Origin of the sequence: Alkalibacillus almallahensis (assembly GCF_011761495.1) — a bacterium.
Classification (GTDB): domain Bacteria; phylum Bacillota; class Bacilli; order Bacillales; family Alkalibacillaceae; genus Alkalibacillus; species Alkalibacillus almallahensis.
The window spans coordinates 173,890-196,049 of sequence record NZ_JAASRU010000002.1; the positions used below are offsets into that span (position 1 = coordinate 173,890).

The window sequence follows — 22,160 nt, forward strand, 5'->3', positions numbered from 1 at the left end:
CAAGTGCGCAATATTATCATTGGATCAAGACGTAGTAATTTAGCAATCACTCAAACAGAATGGGTGATCGATCAATTAAACAAAGTATCAAATGACTACAGTTTCGAAATTAAAAGAATCGTCACGAAAGGTGATCAAATCTTAGATGTGACACTATCAAAAGTCGGCGGAAAGGCTTTGTTCGTCAAAGAAATTGAACAAGCTATGTATAATCATGAGATCGATATGGCTGTTCATAGCATGAAAGATGTTCCTTCAGAAGTACCAGAAGGTCTAATGATTGGCTGTATACCAGATCGGGAAGACCACCGTGATGCATTTATTTCAGAAAATCATGTTATGTTAGATGATTTAAAAGAAGGTGCATTAATTGGAACAAGTAGTTTACGTCGTGGTGCACAATTACAAGCTTACCGACCAGACTTAAGAGTTCAATGGATTCGTGGTAATATTGAAACGCGTTTACGTAAATTGCAAGAAGAAGACTTTGATGCGATTATCTTAGCGGCTGCAGGCTTGAAACGAATGGGCTGGTCCACTGATCTTGTCACTGAATTCTTAGAGCCTGATGTATGCTTGCCTGCAGTAGGCCAAGGTGCATTAGCACTAGAGTGCCGTGAAGATGATGAAGATTTACGCCAATTGATTAGTCAAATTAATAATGACTATACAGCAAGAACTGTATCTGCTGAACGCCAATTCTTAAATCTATTAGAAGGAAGTTGTTCCGTTCCTATTGGTGCATATGCTGTGTTAGAAGGAGACGATGTCGTGTTACAAGCACTAGTTGCATCTTCTGATGGTAAAACAGTATTAAAAGAAACAGTTCGGGAGCAAGACCCAATCGAAGCAGGACGTAAAGCCGCAGAACTTCTAATTGAGCAAGGCGCTAGAGAACTTGTAGAACAAGCGAAGCGGGAGCTTGAAGAGTAGTGACACTCGGTGATCATAAGCGGCATGTCCTGTTATCTCGTTCTCTAGAGCATGCCTCTTCATTCTTGACACTTCATGAATCAGGCGATTTCTATGTAGAAGGGGTCCCTTTAATTACGTTTGACTATGTTGAGCCTGTGGATTCGGTATCAACTGAAGAACAAATTAAGGAGCATGACTGGCTTGTTATAACTAGTCATAATGGAATTTACTATTTCTTTGAGTGGCTTCAACAAATGAATATTTCTTCCCAAGTTCTGAAAACCTTACGAATTGTGACTGTTGGTGAGAAAACAAGAGAAACATTAGCATCTTATGGATTTGAAGTAGATTTTATTCCTGATGTTTATGATGCTGATTCACTGGCCGATGAATTAATTCACACTTATAAGGCCCAATACCCTTTATTAATAAAAGGAACTAAATCAAGAGCAGTTATTGATGAAGCTTTAACCTATTTTAATATTCCATTTCGCTCGTTGGTTGTTTATAAAACAGTGACTAATTGGTCGGAGCAAGAGCGAATAAAATGCTTAATGGAAACAACAACATTCGATGCTTTTGTATTCACATCGCCTTCTACTATAGATGCCTTTTTGGACATGGTAGGTCCGTTACAAGGGAATTGGACCTCTACACCTTGTTTCGCTATTGGAAAAACAACTGCTAATTATGCAGAGCAAATAGGGTTTGAACGAGTTAAACTACCAAATACTTATACCTTAGAAGGACTTGCGGAAGCTATTCAATACTTTTTTAAGGAGTGATAACATGACTGAATTACAATTTGATCGCCATCGTCGGTTACGACAAACGTCAACATTTCGCGATCTCGTCCGTGAAACACATTTACATACAGATGACCTCATTTATCCACTCTTCGTTCTAGAAGAACAGGGGAAAAAGAATGAGGTTCCATCTATGCCAGGCGTTTATCAAGTTTCGATTGATCGTCTAGATGAAGAAATTGAGGAAATTGTGTCGTTAGGGATTAAGTCGATTATCTTATTCGGGGTTCCCAATCATAAAGATCACGTTGGAACTGAGGCTTATAATGATGAGGGTGTTGTCCAAATGGCAACGAAGCGGATTAAATCAATTGCTCCTCATTTAGTTGTGATGGCAGACACTTGTTTATGTCAATTCACTGATCATGGTCATTGTGGTGTGATTCATGATGAATACGTCGATAATGATGCTACTTTACCGTTACTCGTTAAGGCTGCTATATCACAAGCAAAAGCAGGAGCAGATGTGATTGCACCTTCGAATATGATGGACGGGTTTGTAACAGCGATTCGTCATGGATTGGATGAAGCGGGTTATACAAATGTTCCAATTATGTCTTATGCAGTCAAGTACGCTTCAGCGTTTTATGGTCCTTTCCGAGACGCAGCTCATAGTTCTCCACAATTCGGTGATCGAAAGACGTATCAAATGGATCCAGCCAATCGCTTAGAAGCTCATCGTGAAGCTCAATCTGACGTTGAGCAGGGGGCTGATTTATTAATTGTTAAACCAGCTCTTAGTTACTTGGACATTATGCGTGATTTGAAAGATCGTTATGACCAACCGATTGTCGCCTATAATGTAAGTGGTGAATATTCGTTAATTAAAGCAGCTGCACAAAATGGATGGGTGAATGAACAAGAAATCGTTCTTGAAAAAATCACCTCAATGAAACGTGCTGGAGCTGACTTAATTATGACGTACTTTGCAAAAGATATCGCTAAATGGTTGAATGAATAGTAGGAGGGTTCATAATGACAAATCGATCAAAACAATTATTTGATGAAGCAGTCGAATTAATGCCAGGTGGCGTTAACTCACCAGTTCGCGCATTTAATTCAGTGAATGTTGACCCAATTTATATGGAAGAAGGTCAAGGGTCAAAAATTACTGACATTGAAGGAAATGAGTACATTGATTATGTGCTTAGCTGGGGTCCTTTAATTGTAGGACATGCCCATGAACAGGTGATGGAAACATTACAGCATGTGATGAAAAAAGGGACGAGCTTTGGTACGAACGTAGAGTATGAGAATAAATTAGCTAAGTTGTTAATTGATCGTGTTCCATCGATTGAAATGGTACGTTTTGTGAATTCAGGTACGGAAGCAACAATGAGCGCTTTGCGTTTAGCACGTGGGTTTACAAAACGAAGCAAAATTTTGAAGTTCGAAGGTAATTACCACGGCCACGCTGATTCACTCTTGATTAAAGCTGGCTCTGGTGTTGCCACGTTAGGATTACCTGATAGTCCTGGTGTTCCAGAGTCGATCGCGAAAAATACGATCACAGTTCCATACAATGATCAAGAAAGTGTGAAGTATGCATTTGAACATTATGGTGATGATATCGCAGCAGTGATTGTTGAGCCTGTATCCGGTAATATGGGTGTCGTACCACCAGTCAATGACTTCCTACAATATTTACGTGTTATGACGAATGATTACGGTTCACTACTTATTTTTGATGAAGTCATGACAGGTTTTCGTGTCGGATACAACTGTGCGCAAGGTCATTTTAATGTGACGCCTGATTTAACGTGTCTTGCAAAAGTAATCGGTGGTGGATTACCAGTCGGTGCTTATGGTGGTCGTCGTGATATTATGGAAATGATCGCGCCAGCGGGTGACATTTATCAAGCTGGTACGTTATCAGGTAACCCACTAGCTATGGCAGCGGGTTATGCGACGTTAAGTGAATTAACACAAGAATCTTATGATGACATGAATAAGAAAGCGGATCGATTAGTTGCTGGAATTGAAGAAGCGGCTCAAGCCAATGGAGTTCCACTTTGTGTCAATCGCGCTGGTTCAATGTTAGGTTTCTTTTTCACTAATGAAAATGTCGTTGACTTCGATTCAGCTAAGACATCTGATTTAGAATGGTTTGCCGAATATTATCGTCATATGATTGAACAAGGTATTTTCTTGCCACCGTCTCAATTTGAAGGCATGTTCTTATCCACTGTACACACGGATGAGGATATCGAGAAAACGATTCAGGCAATCCAGTATGCTTTTAAACATTACAAAAACTAATTTATCATTAAGAAAATTAATTTAAATGACATTCCCGAATCGATATGAACAAAATCGGTTCGGGAAATTTTATATTTAACGATTATAGGCCAATTCAAGTGAGATTATCAGCTATTGTTTTAGAACGTTAGTTCGATGTATAATAAATTTGAAGACTTCGCATCATCCCCAGATTCCTACTTCACCACACTTCAATCAACCATTTCTTAAGCATTTATTTCAGTTAACTTTTGAAAAATTAATATTAAAGGGAGTTTTGTTTATACGATGGGACATGACATATATGGTGTTAATCAATCACAACAACAAATCGCTTATGCGCGTTTTCACATGTTTAATGATTCTGCACACGACCTATATCAATTATTAGACGCAAAAGAGTGTGACGGAGGCGTCAGTGGCATAGGAGCTAAGAAAACATTCTCGAAACAACAAATTGAGCTAGCATTATCTCAACTTCAAAAGCGACTTGATCGTTTCAATCAGCAGTCCATTGACTTAGATGATCAACAAATTAAAAAGTTTTTAACAGATTGCTTGGAAACGGCAGAAGAAGAAGGACAAGTTGATGTTTGTTTTGCTTAGTAGAAGTTAATTAATTCATTGATTGTGCTTATTGATTAAATAATTTATTAGGACGATTAATGAGCAAACAGGATCCCTTGATGTGAAGTCTTCAATCTTACATATTGAAAATATTTATAAAGATTCCCCCCTTAAAGCGCATAGTTTGTTTTTCAAACTAATACGTATTAAGTAATGGATGATTAAGTAGAGGGGGAAAACAATGAGTTCATTAGAAGGTGTACCTTATCAATTTGATGTGCAAGAACATATTATGTTTCGCCAAGGTGAAGAAATTGAAGACTTGTATAGCATCGCGATTGATCCAGATGTGAATGTGATCCATCAGCAATCAACGATGCAAATCAGAGGCGTATTAATCGTGCATGGTGATTATTTAGCACGAGAAGTAGAACAGGAAGAAACGATTATGGTGGATGAAGACCAACAAAGTGTTCAGCAAGTTCGAGCGTTGGACAACGGATTTATGGAATTTCAGTACCCGATTCCAGTTGATATTTCAATTCCTTATGAACGGGTTAATAGTAACGAGGATGTAGATGTTATAGTTGATTATTTTGACTACGAAATACCTGAACCTAAGACACTCAAGGTTTATACGACTGTTCGATTAGAGGGTACTCAAGTCATAGAAGCAAGTCGTCAAGAACCAGAACTACCACGTGAACAAGAATCAACAGATTTTGAATTAAAGCAATTTCCAGTAATAGAAGAAGATGATGATGACCAAACGCAAAATGAATCCGAAACAGTATCTGAAAAGCAAGATGATGAACAAGAAAGTGGTCGCGATATATGGCACAAAAAACAATCTACATCATTAAAGGAATTTGTTAATCAACCCAAGCATAAAACAGATGAACCAAAGGATTATGATAAAAAGGCTGAACCTAAGGGTGAGAGTAAATCATCAAAAGAAGATGTAGACGGTGATTATGATGAAGATAAAAGTGATCATGAAGATCATCAATCACCAGTTAAAAAAGGTCTAGACTATCTGTCGAAATTTTTCCGAGAAGATGATGAGCGTCAGCAAGTTAAGATGACTGTACGTTTTGTTCAAGCTGATGAAACATTAGCATCAATAGCAGCTTCATATGATATGTCTATTCATCAGTTAGAGCGCTTAAACAACATCGAATCATCTTTCGAATTAAAAGAGGGTGACGTGTTATTGGTTCCAAGTCGATCTAAATCGTCCCCTCATTAAATCCATTTTAAGTAAAAAGCAATAAATATACCAACGATGGCACCAGCTAGAAACACATCCAATGTGGTAGGAAATAATAATGTGCGTATTAATTGAAAGATCATGATTGGTAAAATGCAACGTTCGATGGTGAAAATACATTTTCTAAGCCAAGGTGGTAAACGATATCGATAAAATTGCGCCATTTCAATAATCCCTCCTAGATATAATTTATGCGGTCTGAAACAATTTCGTGTAAAAGTAATTGACTAATATAATGAAAATTGGGTACAATATAGACAAATTAAATCTCTGAATAAATACAAGTAAGAGAGGAGTACAGTGTTGTACCCGTTTTAGAGAAGGAAGCCACGGCTGAAAGCTTCCTCGGAAATGCAAGCTGGAAGGTCGCTCTGAAATTAATGTAGTTTCTTTGAAATGAAGTAGAAGAAACCGGGAAAACCGTTAACTTACTTGAGTGTATGAGGAAATCCTCATAAATTAAGGTGGTACCGCGAAATCGGCGTAATAGCTTTTCGTCCTTTTATAAGGATGAAAAGCTTTTTTTGTTGTTTTATTTAGTTTATTAAACTACACATATCGTGAATAAAGGAGGATTTGGTAATGAGTGAAGGTCAAGAATTAAACATGGCACCAAAGTATAATCCAATAGAGGTGGAAAAAGATCGTTATCAGTATTGGGTTGATGGGAAATTTTTCGAAGCGAAAAATGATGAATCCAAAGAACCCTTTACAGTAGTTATTCCCCCTCCAAATGTTACGGGGCGTCTCCATTTAGGCCACGCTTGGGATACGACACTACAAGATATCATAACGCGTTATAAGCGAATGCAAGGTTATGATGTCTTGTGGTTACCAGGGATGGACCATGCTGGTATTGCAACGCAGGCAAAAGTAGAAGGAAAGCTTAAGGAAGAAGGTAAAACGCGTCATGATTTAGGACGTGAAGGCTTCCTGCAACAATCTTGGGATTGGAAAGAAGAATACGCATCATTTATCCGTTCACAATGGGAGAAATTGGGCTTAGGTGTCGATTATTCACGCGAACGTTTTACACTAGATGAAGGTTTGTCTAATGCCGTTCGTGAAGTGTTTGTTTCATTATACGAGCAAGATTTGATCTACCGCGGGCAATATATCATTAATTGGGACCCAAGTACTCAAACTGCTCTATCAGATATTGAAGTTATTTATAAAGAAGTCCAAGGTGCTTTTTACCATATGAAGTATCCACTTAAAGATGGATCTGGTCATATAGAAGTGGCAACGACACGTCCTGAAACAATGTTAGGTGATACGGCTGTGGCAGTACATCCGGAAGACGAGCGTTATAATCATTTAATCGGTCAAAAAGTTATCTTACCGATCATTGGTCGCGAGATGGAAATTGTCGGAGATGAGTATGTCGATATGGAATTTGGTTCAGGTGCTGTTAAGATCACACCAGCTCATGATCCAAATGACTTTGAAATTGGTGAACGTCATCATTTAGAGCGTGTGCTTGTGATGCATGAAGACGGAACAATGAACGAAAACGCAGCTCATTATGATGGCATGGACCGTTTTGAATGCCGTAAGCAAATTGTGAAAGATTTACAAGAGCAAGGGGTTTTATTTGATATAGAAGAGCATGTGCATCAAGTTGGTCATTCTGAGCGTAGTGATGCTGTTGTTGAACCTTATTTATCAACACAGTGGTTTGTTAATATGAAACCTCTTGCTGATCAGGCCATTGATCTTCAGGAGACAGAGGATAAAGTTGATTTTGTACCTGATCGCTTTGAAAAAACGTATCTGCATTGGATGGAGAATATACGTGATTGGTGTATTTCCCGTCAATTATGGTGGGGTCACCGTATCCCAGCTTGGTATCATAAGGAAACAGGCGAATTGTATGTAGGCCGTGAAGAACCAAGCGACAAAGAAAATTGGGTTCAAGATGAGGACGTGTTAGATACATGGTTTTCATCAGCACTATGGCCATTTTCTACTATGGGCTGGCCAGATGAAGATAGTTATGACTTAAATCGTTATTTCCCAACAGATGTACTGGTAACAGGTTATGATATTATTTTCTTCTGGGTTTCAAGAATGATTTTCCAAACGAAACATTTCATGGACCGCCGACCTTTCAAAGACGTACTGATCCACGGCTTAGTTCGTGATGCAGAAGGACGTAAAATGAGTAAGTCATTAGGTAATGGTGTTGATCCAATGGATGTGATTGATCAGTACGGGGCTGACTCACTTCGTTATTTCTTAGCAACTGGTTCATCACCAGGTCAGGACTTACGTTTCCACTGGGAGAAAGTTGAATCGACGTGGAACTTTGCGAATAAGATTTGGAATGCTTCAAGATTTGTCATTATGAATTTAGATGATTTCCGATACGAAGATATTGATCTATCCGGTGAGAAATCAGTTGCGGATGAATGGATCTTAACGCGCTTAAATGAAACGATTGAACAAGTGACACATAATATCGATCGATATGATTTCGGTGAAGCGGGTCGTCATCTATACAACTTCATTTGGGATGAATTCTGTGATTGGTATATTGAGATGGCGAAGTTACCACTATACGGTGAGGATGAGAAAGCTAAAATAACCACGAAATCTGTGTTGGTTAAGACCCTAGATGACATTTTACGTATGCTTCATCCGTTTATGCCGTTTATCACCGAAGAAATTTGGCAGCATATCCCACATGAAGGGGAATCCATTACAGTTAAAGCGTGGCCACAAGTTGATTCAACTTATAATAATCAGCAATCACGTGTAGAAATGGAGCGCCTTGTTTCAATTATTCGTTCGGTTCGAAATGTTCGTGCTGAAGTTGATACACCAATGTCCAAAGAAATAAAAATTGCGATCAAAGCACAGTCTGAAGATATCGTTAAGGAACTTGAACGAAACCAGATTTATTTAGAACGTTTCTGTAATCCTGAAGAATTAACGATCAAAACAGACCTAGAAGTGCCTGAACAATCGAAAAGTGCTGTCGTCACAGGTTCTGAGATCTATTTTCCACTTGAAGGTTTAATCGACATTGATGAAGAAATCAATCGCTTGAAAGAAGAACTTAACAAATGGAATAGTGAAGTTGAACGTGTTCAGAAGAAATTAGCGAATGAGAACTTTGTTAATAAAGCACCTGAGGAAGTTGTGCAAGAAGAGCGGGATAAAGAAAAGGACTACTTAGAAAAACAAAAAGCTGTTGAAGCACGCATCGCAGAATTAGAAAATGTGCGATAAAATGAGAAATGAGTTGCTATTCTTATAACAGAATAGCAACTCATTTTTACATATTAAAATATGAAATAGGTGACGAACAATGGAAGTAACTGAAGCGATTGCTTGGATTCATAAACAATTGCCGTTTGGGATTAAACCAGGACTAACAAGAATCAATATGATACTAAATGAACTAGGAAATCCTCAGCATCAAATAAAAACGATTCATGTAGCAGGAACGAATGGCAAAGGATCGACCACTTCTTTTCTAAGCCACATATTACGTGAAGACGGTTATGATGTAGGGACTTTTACATCACCTTATATTGAGACATTTAATGAGAGAATTAGTCTGAATCATCAGCCAATTAGCGATAGCGATCTGGTGGATTTGGTTGAACGGATTAAACCGCTATGCGAGCAAATTGCAACGACAGAAGTAGGACACCCAACAGAATTTGAAATAATTACAGCTATGGCTTATTTATATTTTAAAGAACAAGCAGTTGATTACGCGGTTATTGAAGTAGGTTTAGGTGGTCGATTAGATTCAACTAATGTCATTAACCCTATTCTTTCAATTATTACGTCGATTGGATATGACCACATCGATATATTAGGAAATAATTTAGCTGATATAGCTTATGAAAAAGCGGGTATTATTAAGTCGAATACTCCTATTATTACAGGGGTTTCACAACATGAAGCGATTCAAGTGATTGATCAAAAAGCACAAACAAACCATGCTGATGTACTTAAGTTAGGCCATGATTTTCATGCAGAGGCGAAAATAACGGAGCATCTAGTAGATGTTTTTGATTTTGCTAATAACTCTATTTCCCTAAAGGATTTAAAGATCCAATTATTAGGCTCCCATCAAATTAATAATGCATCTGTTGCAATTGAGGCGTACTTACAATTACTAGAAGTTGAAAATAGACTCCTAGATCCTGACATCATCCGCTCGGGATTGAAAAAAACTCAATGGCCGGGGCGTTTTGAGGTCGTTCGACATAATCCTGATGTTATATTAGATGGTGCTCATAATGTTGAAGCTATTCAATCATTGATTGATACAATCAATCAAAAATATGATAAAAATAATGTTTATATATTATGCTCTTTCTTAAAAACAAAACCAGTTGATCAAATCATGTCATTATTTTCAGAACATTTTCCACAAATTTATATTACAACATTTGACTTTAAGAATAATTATGAGTATTATGAACTAAATGAAAAGTATGAAAATGGAAATATAATCATAAAAGAAGACTGGAAAACGGCTTATGACCAGTTAATAAATCAAATGAAACCATCTGATGCATTAGTCATTACAGGGTCGTTATATTTTGTATCTGAGGTTAAACGTACCATGTTTTAATAGTAAGGTCGAAATCAGGGTTAAAGGAGCCTACATATGTCTGATAAGAAAAATATTAGTATTTGGCTGATTTGGTTAGCAATTTTTCCGCCATCTATGTTTTATCTTTATTTTAGTATTGAGCCGAATTTTACTGGTTATTGGATTGACATTATTGCTTTTGCGATTGTTATGTGTGCTGTGGCTGTTTTTCCAATTCAAGTCGGTTCAATTACGATCTTCTTTATAAATGGTGTTAGTTTTGCGGTGTTCTTATATTTTGGCCTGTTTGCTGAAATAATCCTAACTCAGTTGGCATTAATCGCCCTATTTATAAAGATTCGTTTAAAGAAAACTGAGTTTTACCGAATAGCGACAAATTCGACGATGTTATTTTTGACGTCTATATTTGCTGCAGTTGTATATTATGCTTTGGGTGGAACTCATGGCGTTTTGACATTAAATACGATGGATCAAATCATACCATTAGTAGGCTACATAATTGGGTCTATTGCAGTCAATCAAATCTTGTTAGCGCTAATTGATGTGTATGTGAAAGGGAACAAGTTCAAGGGAGTTCCTAAATCATTATTAATCGACAGTGCCGTAACAGCTATGATTTTCCCGATAGGTTTAATTTTGTATATTCTTTATTTACAAATAGGTCTAGCAGCCATACTCATTGTCGGATTTCCAGCTATTCTATTATCAGTAGTCATTTCGACTCACCATAAAGGAAGACGTATTAATCGCTATTTACACGACACGAGTAATATTGGCCACGAACTTTCTAAGAAGTTGAATGTTAAAGATGTATTAGATACCTTTGTGGCCAAAGTGCATGAATTAATACCTATGTCTTACATCTATGTATATGACATTACGAATTCATCTCGTTCCATGAACATGATTCGTTATGTCAGTGATGATGAATCAAAACAATTAGAAGATATTTCATTAGAATATGGAGAAGGTTTTGCTGGCATGATTTATCAAGACAAATCTCCTCATATCTTAGTAAAACGTAGTCAAATCGATAAGATATCTAATTTGGAAATTCCTAACGAAGTTAATAGTGTGGTAGGCGTTCCAATCTTAAGAAATAATTTAACCGTTGGTGTTTTAGTTATAGCGTCTAAACGAAAACACGCTTATGAAAAATATCATCTCATGTTGTTAGAAATCCTAGGTAACTTCCTATCAGTAGCAATCGAAAATGCACGTCATTACCAATCAGAAAAGAACAAAAGCCAACGTGATCGACTAACAGGTTTATATAATTATCGATATTTTACTGAGCATTTAGAAAGTTACGCACTAGACTTAGAGGAAAAAGAATTATCGGAAAAACTATCTGTCATTCTATTTGACCTTGATTCATTCAAAAAATTAAATGATACTTATGGTCATGAAGCAGGTAATGAAGTGTTAATTGAACTGGCACAACGAATTGAAACATTCGTAGGTGAACAAGGGCTTGTCGCGAGATATGGAGGAGAAGAATTTACTGTTCTAATTAAAGGATACAGTCATGATGAAGCAGTTATGTTTGCGGAATCGATTCGTTCTATGATCTCCTTAGAGTCTTTTAATGTCAAAAGTCATATGCTTAAACAGGACGAACCTATTGACCTTAATGTTACGGCTAGTGTGGGTGTCGCAACTTATCCAGACCACTGTGAATCACCAGATGAACTAATAAGACAGGCAGATCGTTCAATGTATGTTGGCGCAAAACGTAATGGAAAGAATTGCGTCGCATCTGCTGAACAAGCGATTTAGAATAAACTGATTAAATGAACTAAAAAAGTTCGTTTAATCAGTTTTTTTATTGTCCGAAATTGACGAAGTAGTTTGACAAATAATGTGCATTTTTTCGTTAATAGTATGCTAGGCTTGTCTTAATATTAGTGAAGGTGGTTGGCTTATGGAAGAACGAAAAAAAGTTAAAGTGGCGATTCAACAACATAATAAGCAATCTGAAAAAAACCCTTATGAAAAAGTGTTAACACCGAAGTCAAAGAAGAAAAATATATCAAAACTATCTCTATGGACGGTTTTGAAATCTGCCTTTTTAGCTTTAATTGTAGGTGCGGTATTCGGTATCGGCATGCTTATCTTTTTGGATATTTCTAATCCTGCTACAACTCAATCTCAGGATGATCCAACGCCCGTAACAGCAGATGATGAAGACTCAACTGAAAATAATTCTGACGGCGAATCTATTCAGTATAGTGGTGGTAGCTATGAAGTCTTTCAACTCGGGGTGTTTAGTACAGAGGAAAATGCGAGTGCTTTTCAGACATCATTAAATAACATACCATCAGTTGTGGTTCCAAATGAAGACCAATTTTATTTATTAACAGGCATACTTCATGAATCTGTAGACGAATCCGTTATAGAGTCGCATTTACAATCAAAAGGTTTGGATAAAAATGATGGCTATTATTTGACATCCTGGAGCTTTGAAGAAAAAACGGTTTCAACTAATGAGGATAACGAAACGTGGTTAGATGCAGGCCGTTCGCTGTTAGACGTTTCTGATTTAAATGGAGAGTGGGAAGAAGAATTAACAAGTTGGCTCGGTAACTATCCGCAATCTATGGAAGACCATCAATACATCAATGAGCTTATTAACTTAACAACGAGAGAGGCTGATGGTGATTCTGACGCTTTGCTAAATCGAGCAACAATGTATTTAACATTGAATTTATTATTTGAATCAATTTAATAGAAAAACGATTATCTTGGATTATTTGTTTTGTGATGACATGTTTACCTATCGAAACCCTTATCAGTGCCATAGATAATAGACTTTTCCCTTTTTGTTTCTTAAGAGAAGTTTCATTATAATAAAGCTAACTTAAGAACTGAAAGGGGTTTTCCAATGAGCAATCATTCTATCTTAATCCGAGATGTACCAGAAAGTGAGCGGCCGCGAGAGCGTCTGATGGAAGTGGGGGCACCTGCCTTATCTAATCAGGAGTTAATCGCCATTTTGCTAGGGAGTGGGTCGAAAGGTTTCTCTTCTTTATCACTCGCAACGAATGTATTAAAGCATTTTGAAGGTATTTCATTATTAAGAGATGCAACGATAAATGAACTGACTACGATTACAGGAATCGGAAATGCGAAAGCGATTCAGTTAATGGCAGCGCTTGAACTAGGGAAGCGTATTCAAACTTACAAAGCACGTGATCAATACGTGGTTAAAAGTCCTGAAGATGGCGCTAATTTCTTGATGGAAGACTTTAGAGGATTGCATCAAGAGCATTTTGTTGCGCTTTATCTGAATACCAAAAATCAAATCATTCATAGGCAAACGATTTTTATTGGGAGCCTGAATTCTTCAATCGTCCATCCAAGAGAAGTGTTCAAAGAAGCCATTAAACGTTCCGCTGCGTCTGTTATTTGTGCCCACAATCATCCTTCTGGTGACCCCTCTCCATCTAATGAAGATATCCAAGTCACACGCCGATTGTATGAATCTGGAAAAGTGATTGGGATCGAGCTGCTTGATCATTTAGTTATAGGCGATCAAAAATTTATTTCCTTAAAAGAAAAGGGATATTTGTAAAGGGGTTTATCTCCAGTCCATTAGCCTTATATTGCAATTTCAACAACTCTTTAACTATCTCATTAGGGTGATATACCGTATAATATAAATACTTACTTTTTTAGCACATAGTAACTATTCATTTCAAACAAAAATTTGAAAATTATGAATAAATATCAAACGTTAGTCCGAAGATAAAAATCCAAAATATACCTATTATAGTAATGGCAAAGATGAAATAGAATATACTTTTTTTAGATGGAGTGATAATTAAATCCATTATGTTGATGACTAATAGCGGAACAAAGCCAAGGTAAAACAGTAAATTTGATTCAGCAAATATTGAAATCAACACAGGTACCATACTTATACTATCTACAATCTTAGAAATTGATTCGTAATTAATGATTCACACCCCTAAATTAAATTATTTTTAAGACCTGTTACTATTGTAACAAAAATACAAAAATTCAAAAATCAATCCTCATCTTATAACTTAGATTTCAAATTTAATAAACTCTAGTGATCAAAAAGTGACCAATGAATGATATTTTACTTAATTAGCGAGTCTATTCACTCTATATTTATTATGTTTTATTTGTGTAATTGATTGTTTCATTGCGCTTTATCTGAATACCAAAAACCAAATCATTCATAGGCAAACGATTTTTATCGGGAGCTTGAATTCTTTAATCGTCCATCCAAGAGAAGTGTTCAAAGAAGCCATTAAACGTTCTGCTGCGTCTGTTATTTGTGCCCATAACCACCCTTCTGGTAACCCCTCTCCATCTAATGAAGATATCCAAGTCACACGTCGATTATATGAATCTGGAAAAGTGATTGGGATCGAGCTGCTTGATCATTTAGTTATAGGCGATCAAAAATTTATTTCCTTAAAAGAAAAGGGATATTTGTAAAGGGGTTTATCTCCAGTCCATTAGCCTTATATTGCATTTTTATCGAGTCTGTATCTATCTAATTATGACGTTATACCGTATAATATAAATACTTACTATTTCAGCACCACACGGAGGTCTATGCATAAAGTTGTGGTGCTTATTCATGTTTCGTTTGCTAACAGCGTACGTTATAGTAACACTTAAATTAGAGGGGCGATCAAGATTGGGAACAACATTATTTAATCGTGAAATAGCGATTGATTTAGGGACGGCTAATACGCTGGTATATATGAAGGGTAAAGGGATTGTTTTAAACGAACCGACTGTTGTTGCAAGACATATACCTTCAAATGAGATTTTAGCTGTTGGCAACGAAGCAAAAAGTATGATTGGGCGTTCGCCCCGAGATATCGAAATCATTCGACCATTAAAAGATGGGGTTATTGCAGATTTCGATATAACAGCTGAGATGATTCAATCTTTTATTGGGCGTGTTTATAATATGGAGACCATCTGGTCCAGAAAACCGCATATTATAATTTGCGTGCCATCCGGGGCAACTAAAGTAGAAAAAAGAGCTGTATTGGATGCAGCAAAACAGGCAGGAGCTAAAGAAGTTTATATAATCTCTGAGCCGTTTGCAGCCGCTATAGGTGCTGGTTTGCCTGTGTGGGAACCAACTGGTAACATGATTGTAGATATTGGTGGTGGAACAACAGAAGTTGCCATTATTTCTTTAGGTGGTATTGTTAGTAGCCAATCAATTAGAGTAGCAGGAGATTATCTCAATGAAGAGATTCAAACATATATACGGTTAACTTATAGTCTTGCTATTGGAATTTCGACTGCAGAAAAATTAAAAATTGATCTAGCCTCTGCAAAAATGGATGACAATCGTGGTAAAATGGTTGTTAAGGGTCGTGACTTAATTACAGGTCTACCAGAAACCGTAACGGTAACACGTGGAGAGATTATGTCAGTAATAGAGAAAACTGCTAAACAAATTGTTAGTACGGTAATTGATACGTTAGCTACAGCTCCACCTGAAATATCAAACGATATTATGTCCCGGGGAATAATTCTAACTGGTGGCGGGGCACTTCTTGATGGTTTAGCCAATATGATAAAAAAAGAAGTCGACCTTCCTGTATTTATTACTGAAGACCCAATGACATCTGTTGTTAAAGGTACAGGCAAAGCTATTAAACATATAGATCACATCAGACGCACTACTAATATTGCAGCAGAGAATACGTAACGTTAAGAGAAGGTGTCAAAATATGCCATCATTTTTAAGAAAGCGAAAGTTAATTGTCTTTTTATTAAGTATTATTATTATTGTTAGTTTGATTGGTTATTCATTAAGGTCAGATGGTTCATCTAGTGTACCGGCACAATTTGCGCATGACACGGTTGGATTGTTTCAAAGTGTCCTTCATAGACCAATCGGTGCCATAGCTGACTTTTCTGGATCTATATCAGATATACGTGAAGTTTATGAACAAAATCAAGTGTTAAAACAAGAGTTGCAAGATTATAAATCACTTGCATATGAAGTGAATGAACTAGAAAAAGAGAATGAAGAATTACGTGCTATGGCAGATGTTGATACAACACTTAGTGACTATGAAACTTTAAATGCAACAGTCATTGCTAGAAGTTCTGAACGTTGGTTTCAACAAGTAACGATCAATAAAGGAAGTCAACATGGCGTGCAAGAAAATATGGCCGTTCAAACCGCGAAAGGGATGGTAGGTAAAGTAATCAATGCTTCACAATTAACTTCAACCGTTCAATTATTAAGTGGTTTCGGTGCAGAACATCAAGTATCAGCTATAGTCGATCAAAACGAAAATATCTTTGGTATGATTGAAGGTTATGACAGTGAGAATGATCAATTGATTTTTCGAGATTTATCTGATGATAGTGAGTTAGAGGAAGGACAAACAGTGGTCACATCAGGCTTAGGAGGTGTGTTCCCACGAGGAATTTTAATTGGTGAAATCAGTTCAATTGAATTAGATCAGTATGGGTTAACAAGCATTGCCCATGTTGAACCGGCAGCAGATTTAAATGATATTAACCAAGTCAAAGTAGTCGATCGTGAATTGCAAAATGTAGAACCAACTGAGGAGGAGGATGAGGAGTCATGAAGATATTCCTACTTCCACTTGTAACGCTTATCTTATTGGTTCTACAAAGCGTTTTGACAGAAGTTATCCCATCATCTTTCTTAGATGGTATGTTGTACATACCACATTGGCCACTTGTCATTTCTATTATTGTCATGATTTTTTATGATCGTGAACATAGTTATGTTGGCTTAATGAATGGATTAGCATTTGCTTTTTTAACGGATTTAACATTCACATCTATTCTAGGCGTATATTTACTGGGCTATGGTGTGTCATTATATGTGATTCACCTACTAAAACGTGTTTTACACAAAAATTTTCTTGTCTCAATCGTATTCGTTCTTTTAGGAGTTGCCATAGCTGACCTCATCATTTTTGGCGTTTATTTCTTAATTGGCCAAGTTATGATTGGATTCCAAGATTATCTAACGATACGCCTTGTCCCTAGCTTAATTGTTAATGTGATTGGTTTACTTATCTTATATCCATTAACTAAACCTATGTTAACGAAATGGAAATATGAACTCGAGAAATAATTTTATTCAAAGGATGTCCTCATTATGACAGAAACGAACTTATACCTTACAATGAAAGGTACAACAGAAGGGATTATTGTTTATTTAGATGATCAATGTTCGTTCGAGCAATTATTGGAAGAACTCCATAAACAACTAGAATCTGATGCCATTCATCAACGAACAAGTATTAAGGTGCATACGCAAAATCGTTTACTTGATACTCAGCAGCAAGATGAAATTCGTCACCTCTTAAATGATCAACATTCAATCGGTATTAAATCATTTGAATCGAATGTGATCTCAAAAGAGGAGGCAAAATCTTGGTATGATCATATAACATTGAAACCTCGTGTCAAAACAATAAGGTCAGGACAAGAGCTACATGAGAATGGGGATATATTTATTATTGGTGATGTTAACCCAGGAGCAACCGTGACAGCTTCAGGAAGTGTTTTTGTACTAGGTCAATTACGTGGTATAGTTCATGCAGGGTTTCCTGATGGTGCTAATGAAGTGGTTGCTGCTTCTTATATGAATCCAAGTCAAATTCGTATAGCTGATCAACTCAGTCGTGCACCTGATTATGAGGTTGAAGGATCACAGCGTGAGTTTGCATTTATTAATCAAGAAACAGGCCAAATTGAACTCGATGATCTACATAACCTTCAAAAAATCCGACCAAATCTAACGGATATTTCAGAAAGGGGACTTTAAAATGGGAGAATCAATCGTCATCACATCAGGTAAAGGTGGGGTGGGAAAAACGACAACCACTGCTAATATTGGGACAGCTCTAGCTTTACAAGATAAAAAAGTGTGTTTAATTGATACAGATATAGGTTTGCGGAATTTAGATGTTATATTAGGGTTAGAGAATCGTATTATTTTTGATATTGTTGACGTCATTGAAGGTCAATGTAAACTACAAGCAGCTCTTGTGAAAGATAAACGATTTGATTGTCTACATTTACTTCCTGCTGCCCAATCAAGTGATAAAAATGAAGTAACACCAGAAGGTATTCAATCATTAGTTGAGCAGTTAAAACCTGACTATGATTATATATTGATCGATTGTCCAGCCGGGATCGAACAAGGCTATAAAAATGCAGTAGCAGGTGCTGATAAAGCAGTTGTTGTTACGACACCTGAGAAATCAAGTGTTCGAGATGCTGATCGAATTATTGGTTTACTAGAACAAGAGAATTTAGAATCAACTCATCTCGTAATCAATCGTATTCGAAAACATATGATGGATAATGGTGATATGCTTGCGGTTGATGATATCGTATCAACATTATCAATCGATTTATTAGGGGTCATTATGGATGATGAGGACGTCATTCGTGCCTCTCATCACGGTAATCCTGTAGCATTTCAACCAGACACGAAAGCTTCCATTGGATACCGTAATATAGCAAGAAGAATTCTCGGTGAATCTGTCCCATTAATGTCTTTTGATGAAGATAAAGGCTTCCTATTTAAAATGAAAAAATTATTAGGTATGAAGTAATAACTTTTCCGGATAAAGCGTGAAGCATTTATCCGGAATTTTTTGTGTAGTAGTAGTCTAGGTCATCATAATTCTTTTGATTAAGAATAGATTAGTACAAATGGTTAAAGGAATGGTGGCCTATGAATAAGCGAGTTGAAAAAATTAGAGAAGACATTGCGAAACGTAAATCAAGAGAGCGTAAGAAATTGCATCAACACCCTAATATGTTACCATCAAATGAAGAAATGCACGGCATGACATCTATTCCTCAATCGGATGATTTTAACTGGACAACTTATGTGATGTCCTTTTTAAGAAAAGGTGTCCTGGCATTAGCGTTATTTTTAGGTGTCCTATTATTGAGTCAGTCAAACTCGAGTTGGGCTAATCAGGTTGATTCTCGCGTTGATCAGTTATTAACTGATGACTTGCCTTTCGCTACTGTACAAGCTTGGTATGATGCGCATATAGCAACGATGTTTGTGTCAACTGGGTTTGATGCACCAGTTAATGAGCCTTCAGAACCTAATCAAGCGATGTTAGTTAATGGTTTAAATGAAAATCAAGTGACTTCGATGGAAGATCATTTATTAGTGGAAATTACGGAAGAGCAAACGATTCACCCGATTGAAAAAGGGACGGTTTTATTTGCGGGTAATAAAGAAGAAACTGGGAAAACGATTGTTGTTCAACATGAGGATGGAAGTGAAACAGTGTATGGCCATTTGTCATCTATTGATGTTTTCCACTATCAATTTGTCGGTCCATCAGACACTTTAGGTTCAATTAGTCCTGAAGCGGCTAGCGAAGAAGCTTCATTGTATTTTGCTGTTAAAAATCAAAATGAAAGTGTTGATCCAGTACCCGTCATATTAGGTCGTTAACATGACAATACGAATAATAGAATTACATCCATTATTATTAATTGTCTGTGCTACTTCCTATGTGTTTGGTTGGTTTTTGGAATTATTATGTTTATTAGTCATTGTGCTAATTCATGAATTTGGACATGTCCTAACTGCAAAATATTTTGGGTGGAATGTTACACGAGTTGTGATTTGGCCATTTGGCGGTGTTATGGAAACTTCGGATTATTATAACCGCCCTTTAAAAGAAGAATGGTTGGTAACAATTGCAGGGCCTTTGCAACATATATGGCTTTATGCAGTCATTATTGTTTTGGACAAGCTGTGGTTGAATGATGCATTAAGTCTATTATTAATTTGGATGAATTCAGCTATCTTAGTTTTCAATTTGATTCCCGTCTTGCCATTGGATGGGGGTCGTTTATTATTGTTGTTTTTTCAACAGTATTTTTCATTTTATCGAACCATTATCATGATGGCTATATGGTCGATTGTTTTTTTATTGTTTTTAAATGGTATACTATGGATTAATCAGTTGTATTCTTTACAATTGATGGGGATTTCCATTTTTTTAATTTTAGACAATTGGTTCTTGTGGAGACAGAGAGACCGATTTTTATTAAAGCACTTATTATCACGCCATTTACGAAGGCAAGTTAAGCGGGATCATATTTGTATATTACGAGCAAATCCCAATTACTCATTATCGAATATTGTTAAAGAATTCAAACGAAATCATTATCATTATGTTTATATTGAAGATGAAGATTTGCTTAGCGAAGATGATTGTTTAACAGGGTTATTCGGACAGGCTAGATAATTAATAATTTTAATTCACCAGGGTGTTGATCATGAGACAAATTTGGATACAAACAAAAACACGGCACCAGCTTTACTTAGATCAAATCAATGGTCAAACGGCTGAGGTATTATTTCAAAAGATTACAGATTTTCAAACAGGAGATATTCTGTACGGCACAGTTAAACAAGTTGATCAACGGCTGAAGGCTTGTTTTGTTGATGTGGGGCAGGGGGATATCGCTTATTTACCGTTTCGTTATATGGTTGATGAAAAGGTAGGTCATGGCGATTGGTTGCTAGTTCAAGTCGAACGATTAGCTACTCCATCTAAATATATGACGGTTACAACGAAACTGCAAATAAAGAATGACACGCTTGTTTATTCGCCTTTCGAAACCTCTATTCATGTCTCTCATAAATTAACAAGCGAAGAAAGAGATCATTTAATTGAATTATTGTCTCCATACGTTAATGAAGGCTTGATTGTTCGCACGAAAGCCAATCAATTGGATCAAACAACTCTAATAAATGGGTTAGAACGTTTAAAAACCGTGTATAAACAAATAAATGAAATGCCCGTTAAGAAAGGGCTGGCTTATCGTCAAAGCCATCCGTTTATTACGGCACTTCAGCAAACGGATCTAAGTGACGTCGATCGAATTATTGTTGACGAACCAGATATGAAACAAAAAATATTATCCATACTACCTCATGTGTCTGAACGATTAAATCTGGATCGTCATTATCTTCATCACCGCCCTTATGGATATGAGTCATTGGCTGACGAATTAACGCGACGTCAGATTTCACTACCTAGTGGTGCAACATTAATGATTGACCAGACTGAAGCCTTAACAGCTGTAGATGTCGATTTTGGTTCTTACCGAGTACATCAACAAACAGAGCCAGATTACATGGTGATTAATCGTGAAGCAGTCACACAATTAGCCAAGATTCTAAAAGAGCGGAACATGTATGGTGCTATCATCGTTGACTTGTTAAACATGCAATCAAATAAAGAACAACAAGAGATTATAAATACACTAAAACAACATAACAAACAACAATCAGCTTCCATACACATTGTCGGTTTTACTAAACTTGGCATGTTAGAGGTGACTAGAAAACGAGAAGTATCTAATAGTTACCAATTCTTTGGGGTCGATCAAAGGACCTTAGTACCCACTGAAAATTATTACTTACAGCAGTTAGAGGAAGAATTGTGTTGGTTTGATGAAGACCGATCAATCGATGTTATTCACTTAGAAGTTGATTCTAATTACAGCTCAATGATGAAGCCATTTCTAAAACTGTTACATGAAACACACGAATTTCATTTCCCCCTTTATATAAGTGCAAAAAAAGGTTTACAATCACCTTATCAATTATATAAAATAGGTGACGTTCATTGGTTATTGTCACGCTATGAAGATAAAGGGTTGTCTATTGACAAGGCTTTTTAATACGTGGTAATATCTATATGTTATGTTTTTGTAGCACCCGCATGCTACAACCGCTCAG

Annotated in this window: 20 protein-coding genes, 1 pseudogene and 2 other annotated features (1 of these 23 running past the window's edge); of the genes and pseudogenes, 20 read left to right on the plus strand and 1 reads right to left on the minus strand. The window is 36.6% G+C overall.

From position 1 onward, the window contains the following. Positions 1-3: 3 nt before the first annotated feature. The 6 genes from hemC (at position 4) to FHR85_RS02920 (ending at position 5,775) form a co-directional block, all read left to right on the plus strand. On the plus strand, positions 4-933 hold the full coding sequence (gene hemC, locus FHR85_RS02895; RefSeq protein ID WP_167260895.1) for a hydroxymethylbilane synthase: 930 nt from the start codon (positions 4-6) through the stop codon (positions 931-933). Next, positions 933-1,700 (plus strand): uroporphyrinogen-III synthase, encoded by a 768-nt coding sequence (locus FHR85_RS02900; RefSeq protein WP_167260897.1) that lies wholly within the window; start codon positions 933-935, stop codon positions 1,698-1,700. Before hemC ends, FHR85_RS02900 begins: the two co-directional genes overlap by 1 nt. 4 nt (positions 1,701-1,704) lie before the next feature. Continuing rightward, complete coding sequence (hemB, locus tag FHR85_RS02905; RefSeq protein ID WP_167260899.1) at positions 1,705-2,682, plus strand: porphobilinogen synthase; 978 nt, start codon at positions 1,705-1,707, stop codon at positions 2,680-2,682. A 14-nt stretch (positions 2,683-2,696) separates the two neighbouring features. Further along, the gene (gene hemL, locus FHR85_RS02910) at positions 2,697-3,980 is read left to right on the plus strand and encodes a glutamate-1-semialdehyde 2,1-aminomutase (protein ID WP_167260901.1); all 1,284 of its coding nucleotides are present in this window, start codon (positions 2,697-2,699) and stop codon (positions 3,978-3,980) included. A gap of 267 nt (positions 3,981-4,247) precedes the next feature. Next, positions 4,248-4,565, plus strand: coding sequence for a hypothetical protein (locus FHR85_RS02915; RefSeq protein ID WP_167260903.1), 318 nt, complete (start codon positions 4,248-4,250; stop codon positions 4,563-4,565). A 202-nt stretch (positions 4,566-4,767) separates the two neighbouring features. Beyond that, positions 4,768-5,775: a LysM peptidoglycan-binding domain-containing protein gene (locus FHR85_RS02920; protein WP_167260905.1), complete on the plus strand. Its 1,008-nt coding sequence runs from the start codon at positions 4,768-4,770 to the stop codon at positions 5,773-5,775. Here the strand turns inward: FHR85_RS02920 and FHR85_RS02925 are convergent. Continuing rightward, positions 5,772-5,960 carry a hypothetical protein gene (locus FHR85_RS02925; protein ID WP_167260907.1) on the minus strand — a complete coding sequence of 63 codons (189 nt, stop codon included), beginning with the start codon at positions 5,958-5,960 and terminating at the stop codon, positions 5,772-5,774. The two genes, FHR85_RS02920 and FHR85_RS02925, sit on opposite strands and share 4 nt — an antisense overlap. Before the next feature lie 114 nt (positions 5,961-6,074). Further along, positions 6,075-6,301: a binding site (T-box leader), on the plus strand. Positions 6,302-6,378: 77 nt separating this feature from the next. Between FHR85_RS02925 and FHR85_RS02930 the strand changes: the two genes are divergently transcribed. The 14 genes and pseudogenes from FHR85_RS02930 (at position 6,379) to FHR85_RS02995 (ending at position 22,102) form a co-directional block, all read left to right on the plus strand. Then, positions 6,379-9,030: a valine--tRNA ligase gene (locus tag FHR85_RS02930; RefSeq protein ID WP_167260909.1), complete on the plus strand. Its 2,652-nt coding sequence runs from the start codon at positions 6,379-6,381 to the stop codon at positions 9,028-9,030. A gap of 79 nt (positions 9,031-9,109) precedes the next feature. Beyond that, positions 9,110-10,393 carry a bifunctional folylpolyglutamate synthase/dihydrofolate synthase gene (locus FHR85_RS02935; RefSeq protein WP_167260911.1) on the plus strand — a complete coding sequence of 428 codons (1,284 nt, stop codon included), beginning with the start codon at positions 9,110-9,112 and terminating at the stop codon, positions 10,391-10,393. A gap of 36 nt (positions 10,394-10,429) precedes the next feature. Next, the gene (locus FHR85_RS02940) at positions 10,430-12,154 is read left to right on the plus strand and encodes a sensor domain-containing diguanylate cyclase (RefSeq protein ID WP_167260913.1); all 1,725 of its coding nucleotides are present in this window, start codon (positions 10,430-10,432) and stop codon (positions 12,152-12,154) included. 145 nt (positions 12,155-12,299) lie between these two features. Continuing rightward, positions 12,300-13,103, plus strand: a complete 804-nt coding sequence (locus FHR85_RS02945) for a hypothetical protein (protein WP_167260915.1) — start codon at positions 12,300-12,302, stop codon at positions 13,101-13,103. A 156-nt stretch (positions 13,104-13,259) separates the two neighbouring features. Further along, complete coding sequence (gene radC, locus FHR85_RS02950) at positions 13,260-13,949, plus strand: RadC family protein (RefSeq protein WP_167260917.1); 690 nt, start codon at positions 13,260-13,262, stop codon at positions 13,947-13,949. A gap of 593 nt (positions 13,950-14,542) precedes the next feature. Beyond that, positions 14,543-14,845 (plus strand): annotated as a pseudogene (gene radC / locus FHR85_RS02955) (RadC family protein); the annotation flags it as partial. A gap of 130 nt (positions 14,846-14,975) precedes the next feature. Next, positions 14,976-16,085 carry a rod shape-determining protein gene (gene mreB / locus FHR85_RS02960; RefSeq protein ID WP_279588341.1) on the plus strand — a complete coding sequence of 370 codons (1,110 nt, stop codon included), beginning with the start codon at positions 14,976-14,978 and terminating at the stop codon, positions 16,083-16,085. A 22-nt stretch (positions 16,086-16,107) separates the two neighbouring features. Further along, a complete protein-coding gene (mreC, locus tag FHR85_RS02965) occupies positions 16,108-16,980 on the plus strand; it encodes a rod shape-determining protein MreC (RefSeq protein WP_167260919.1) in 873 nt (290 codons plus the stop codon). Next, positions 16,977-17,498, plus strand: coding sequence for a rod shape-determining protein MreD (gene mreD, locus FHR85_RS02970; protein ID WP_167260921.1), 522 nt, complete (start codon positions 16,977-16,979; stop codon positions 17,496-17,498). The genes mreC and mreD overlap by 4 nt, the downstream gene beginning before the upstream one ends. A 24-nt stretch (positions 17,499-17,522) precedes the next feature. Continuing rightward, positions 17,523-18,194, plus strand: coding sequence for a septum site-determining protein MinC (locus tag FHR85_RS02975; protein WP_167260923.1), 672 nt, complete (start codon positions 17,523-17,525; stop codon positions 18,192-18,194). Between the two features lies 1 nt (position 18,195). Further along, complete coding sequence (minD, locus tag FHR85_RS02980; RefSeq protein ID WP_167260925.1) at positions 18,196-18,990, plus strand: septum site-determining protein MinD; 795 nt, start codon at positions 18,196-18,198, stop codon at positions 18,988-18,990. Between the two features lie 122 nt (positions 18,991-19,112). Then, positions 19,113-19,856: a M23 family metallopeptidase gene (locus FHR85_RS02985; protein WP_167260927.1), complete on the plus strand. Its 744-nt coding sequence runs from the start codon at positions 19,113-19,115 to the stop codon at positions 19,854-19,856. A 1-nt stretch (position 19,857) separates the two neighbouring features. Next, positions 19,858-20,658, plus strand: coding sequence for a site-2 protease family protein (locus FHR85_RS02990; protein WP_167260929.1), 801 nt, complete (start codon positions 19,858-19,860; stop codon positions 20,656-20,658). Positions 20,659-20,689: 31 nt separating this feature from the next. Further along, on the plus strand, positions 20,690-22,102 hold the full coding sequence (locus FHR85_RS02995; RefSeq protein WP_167260931.1) for a ribonuclease E/G: 1,413 nt from the start codon (positions 20,690-20,692) through the stop codon (positions 22,100-22,102). 38 nt (positions 22,103-22,140) lie between these two features. Continuing rightward, positions 22,141-22,160 (plus strand) — a sequence feature (ribosomal protein L21 leader region) (it continues 54 nt past the right edge of the window).

Bases quoted from the DNA above. Each gene is read 5' to 3' on its own strand.
- FHR85_RS02940 (WP_167260913.1), top strand. From the start codon at position 10,430: ATGTCTGATAAGAAAAATATTAGTATTTGGCTGATTTGGTTAGCAATT.
- FHR85_RS02985 (WP_167260927.1), top strand. From the start codon at position 19,113: ATGAATAAGCGAGTTGAAAAAATTAGAGAAGACATTGCGAAACGTAAA.
- FHR85_RS02920 (WP_167260905.1), top strand. From the start codon at position 4,768: ATGAGTTCATTAGAAGGTGTACCTTATCAATTTGATGTGCAAGAACAT.
- FHR85_RS02975 (WP_167260923.1), top strand. From the start codon at position 17,523: ATGACAGAAACGAACTTATACCTTACAATGAAAGGTACAACAGAAGGG.
- FHR85_RS02925 (WP_167260907.1), bottom strand. From the start codon at position 5,960: ATGGCGCAATTTTATCGATATCGTTTACCACCTTGGCTTAGAAAATGT.
- FHR85_RS02945 (WP_167260915.1), top strand. From the start codon at position 12,300: ATGGAAGAACGAAAAAAAGTTAAAGTGGCGATTCAACAACATAATAAG.
- minD (WP_167260925.1), top strand. From the start codon at position 18,196: ATGGGAGAATCAATCGTCATCACATCAGGTAAAGGTGGGGTGGGAAAA.
- FHR85_RS02995 (WP_167260931.1), top strand. From the start codon at position 20,690: ATGAGACAAATTTGGATACAAACAAAAACACGGCACCAGCTTTACTTA.
- hemB (WP_167260899.1), top strand. From the start codon at position 1,705: ATGACTGAATTACAATTTGATCGCCATCGTCGGTTACGACAAACGTCA.
- FHR85_RS02915 (WP_167260903.1), top strand. From the start codon at position 4,248: ATGGGACATGACATATATGGTGTTAATCAATCACAACAACAAATCGCT.
- FHR85_RS02930 (WP_167260909.1), top strand. From the start codon at position 6,379: ATGAGTGAAGGTCAAGAATTAAACATGGCACCAAAGTATAATCCAATA.
- FHR85_RS02990 (WP_167260929.1), top strand. From the start codon at position 19,858: ATGACAATACGAATAATAGAATTACATCCATTATTATTAATTGTCTGT.
- FHR85_RS02935 (WP_167260911.1), top strand. From the start codon at position 9,110: ATGGAAGTAACTGAAGCGATTGCTTGGATTCATAAACAATTGCCGTTT.
- mreC (WP_167260919.1), top strand. From the start codon at position 16,108: ATGCCATCATTTTTAAGAAAGCGAAAGTTAATTGTCTTTTTATTAAGT.
- mreD (WP_167260921.1), top strand. From the start codon at position 16,977: ATGAAGATATTCCTACTTCCACTTGTAACGCTTATCTTATTGGTTCTA.
- hemL (WP_167260901.1), top strand. From the start codon at position 2,697: ATGACAAATCGATCAAAACAATTATTTGATGAAGCAGTCGAATTAATG.
- radC (WP_167260917.1), top strand. From the start codon at position 13,260: ATGAGCAATCATTCTATCTTAATCCGAGATGTACCAGAAAGTGAGCGG.